We start from the raw sequence: 2,008 nt of genomic DNA, 5'->3' as shown, positions 1-2,008 counted from the left end.
AACAATGTCCTCTCAAAATTGCACAGTAAATATTTTTATCTGTATGTCTCTATATGTCGTTCCCGACTTTATTCTTGGTCAAGCCCTCGACCTATTAGTATCAGTCAGCTTAACAGGTTGCCCTGCTTACACCCCTGACCTATCTCCTTGTGTTCTCCAAGGGGTCTTACCAGCTTTCGCTGTGGGAAATCTTTTCTCGAGGCGGGCTTCACACTTAGATGCTTTCAGCGTTTATCCCTTCCCAACTTGGCTACCCAGCGGTGCTCCTGGCGGAACAACTGGTTCACCAGAGGTCAGTCCATCCCGGTCCTCTCGTACTAAGGACAGCTCCTCTCAAATTTCCTGCGCCCGCGACGGATAGGGACCGAACTGTCTCACGACGTTCTGAACCCAGCTCGCGTGCCGCTTTAATGGGCGAACAGCCCAACCCTTGGGACCTACTTCAGCCCCAGGATGCGACGAGCCGACATCGAGGTGCCAAACCTCCCCGTCGATGTGAACTCTTGGGGGAGATCAGCCTGTTATCCCCGAGGTAGCTTTTATCCGTTGAGCGATGGCCCTCCCACGAGGTACCACCGGATCACTAAGACCGACTTTCGTCCCTGCTCCACCTGTATGTGTCGCAGTCAGGCTCCCTTTTGCCTTTGCACTCTCCGAAGAATTTCCAACCCTTCTGAGGAAACCTTTGTACGCCTCCGTTACTCTTTCGGAGGCGACCGCCCCAGTCAAACTGCCCACCTATCATTGTCCCGTTGCCAGTTTCATGACACCCGGTTAGAATTCCAGTACTGTCAGGGTGGTATCCCAACATCAACTCCTCATGGACTGGCGCCCATGTTTCCCAGTCTCCCACCTATCCTGTACAGACAATACCGAAATTCAGTGATAAGCTGCAGTAAAGCTCTACGGGGTCTTTCCGTCCAATCGCGGGTAGCAAGCATCTTCACTTGCACTTCAATTTCGCCGGATTTGTTGTCGAGACAGTGCTCAAATCATTACGCCATTCGTGCGGGTCGGAACTTACCCGACAAGGAATTTCGCTACCTTAGGACCGTTATAGTTACGGCCGCCGTTTACTGGGGCTTAAGTTCTTACCTTCATATCTCTATTAAGTATTCCCCTTAACCTTCCAGCACCGGGCAGGCGTCAGCCCCTATACTTCAGCTTTCGCTTTAGCAGAGACCTGTGTTTTTGATAAACAGTTGCTTGAGCCTTTTCTCTGCGGCCCCTTCCGGGGCACTCCTTCTCCCTAAGTTACGGAGTCAATTTGCCGAGTTCCTTGACAACAATTCTTCCGATGGTCTTAGGATTCTCTCCTCACCTACCTGTGTCGGTTTGCGGTACGGGCACAGATTACCTCCTTAGAGACTTTTCTCGGCAGTGTGATATCGGATACTTCTCCTTTCGGATTCCCCGTTACAGCTCACAATTGAAAAGGTGGATTTGCCTCCCTTTTCTCACTCGCTGCTTGGACATACCTCCATCTGTATGCACATCCTATCCTCCTGCGTCATCCCTTCGGTCTTTTCCGGTATTCTGCGGTATCGGACTCTCAACCGATTGTCCATCACCTACGCCTTTCGGCCTCGGCTTAGGTCCCGACTTACCCTGGGTGGACGAACCTTCCCCAGGAAACCTTAGGTTTTCGACCAATAAGATTCTCACTTATTTCTCGCTACTTATGCCAGCATTCTCTCTCCTGTCCTGTCCACCGCTCCTTCCGGTACGGCTTCTTCCTGGACAGCATGCTCCTCTACCGCTATTTCTAGCCCACAGCTTCGGTGGTAAGTTTTAGCCCCGGACATCTTCGGCGCATGACCTCTTGACTAGTGAGCTGTTACGCACTCTTTAAATGTATGGCTGCTTCTGAGCCAACATCCTAGTTGTCTTAGAGATCACACTTCCTTTTCCACTTAACTTACACTTTGGGACCTTAGCTGGTGGTCTGGGCTTTTTCCCTTTTGACTACGGATCTTATCATTCGCAGTCTGACTGCCGGAATTCAAGT

1 rRNA gene is annotated in these 2,008 nt (G+C 51.0%); it reads right to left on the bottom strand.

Annotated elements, in window-relative coordinates:
- Positions 1 to 74 precede the first annotated feature (74 nt).
- Positions 75 to 2,008 (bottom strand): 23S ribosomal RNA (locus CLLU_RS18365); the annotation flags it as partial.

The sequence above is a fragment of the Clostridium luticellarii genome (assembly GCF_002995845.1).
In the GTDB taxonomy this organism is placed as follows: Bacteria; Bacillota; Clostridia; order Clostridiales; family Clostridiaceae; genus Clostridium_B; species Clostridium_B luticellarii.
This window is presented reverse-complemented; position numbering and strand designations above follow the sequence as displayed.